Origin of the sequence: Kitasatospora sp. NPDC057518 (assembly GCF_042802075.1) — a bacterium.
GTDB lineage: Bacteria > Actinomycetota > Actinomycetes > Streptomycetales > Streptomycetaceae > Kitasatospora.
Genome location: NZ_JBHVEU010000669.1, coordinates 1742 through 3178, shown reverse-complemented (window position 1 = coordinate 3178; position 1437 = coordinate 1742). Strand labels below are relative to the sequence as shown.

The following is a 1437-nucleotide window of genomic DNA, read 5'->3' as shown; positions in this document are numbered from 1 at the left end:
GCGGGTCGTTGTTTCAGAACAACACAGTGGACGCGAGCAACTGAGGACAAGCCCTCGGCCTATTAGTACCGGTCAACTCCACCCCTCACAGGGCTTCCATATCCGGCCTATCAACCCAGTCGTCTACTGGGAGCCTTACCCTCTCAAGGAGGTGGGAGTGCTCATCTCGAAGCAGGCTTCCCGCTTAGATGCTTTCAGCGGTTATCCCTCCCGAACGTAGCCAACCAGCCATGCCCTTGGCAGGACAACTGGCACACCAGAGGTTCGTCCGTCCCGGTCCTCTCGTACTAGGGACAGCCCTTCTCAACACTCCTACGCGCACAGCGGATAGGGACCGAACTGTCTCACGACGTTCTAAACCCAGCTCGCGTACCGCTTTAATGGGCGAACAGCCCAACCCTTGGGACCTACTCCAGCCCCAGGATGCGACGAGCCGACATCGAGGTGCCAAACCATCCCGTCGATATGGACTCTTGGGGAAGATCAGCCTGTTATCCCCGGGGTACCTTTTATCCGTTGAGCGACGGCGCTTCCACAAGCCACCGCCGGATCACTAGTCCCTACTTTCGTACCTGCTCGACCCGTCAGTCTCACAGTCAAGCTCCCTTGTGCACTTACACTCAACACCTGATTGCCAACCAGGCTGAGGGAACCTTTGGGCGCCTCCGTTACCCTTTAGGAGGCAACCGCCCCAGTTAAACTACCCACCAGACACTGTCCCTGATCCGGATCACGGACCCAGGTTAGACATCCAGCACGACCAGAGTGGTATTTCAACGACGACTCCACAACAACTGGCGTTGCTGCTTCAAAGTCTCCCACCTATCCTACACAAGCCGAACCGAACACCAATATCAAGCTATAGTAAAGGTCCCGGGGTCTTTCCGTCCTGCTGCGCGAAACGAGCATCTTTACTCGTAATGCAATTTCACCGGGCCTATGGTTGAGACAGTCGAGAAGTCGTTACGCCATTCGTGCAGGTCGGAACTTACCCGACAAGGAATTTCGCTACCTTAGGATGGTTATAGTTACCACCGCCGTTTACTGGCGCTTAAGTTCTCAGCTTCGCCTGGACGAATCCAAGCTAACCGGTCCCCTTAACGTTCCAGCACCGGGCAGGCGTCAGTCCGTATACATCGCCTTACGGCTTCGCACGGACCTGTGTTTTTAGTAAACAGTCGCTTCTCGCTGGTCTCTGCGGCCACCCCCAGCTCGGAGTGCAAGACTCGTCACCAGGAATGGCCCCCCTTCTCCCGAAGTTACGGGGGCATTTTGCCGAGTTCCTTAACCATAGTTCACCCGAACGCCTCGGTATTCTCTACCTGACCACCTGAGTCGGTTTGGGGTACGGGCCGCCATGAAACTCGCTAGAGGCTTTTCTCGACAGCATAGGATCATCCACTTCACCACAATCGGCTCGGCATCAGGTCTCAGACC

At 56.1% G+C, this 1437-nt stretch carries 1 rRNA gene (running past one end of the window); it reads right to left on the bottom strand.

From position 1 onward, the window contains the following. Positions 1-42 precede the first annotated feature (42 nt). Positions 43-1437: ribosomal RNA gene (locus ACFU7Z_RS38065) — 23S ribosomal RNA — on the bottom strand; it runs 1684 nt beyond the window's last position.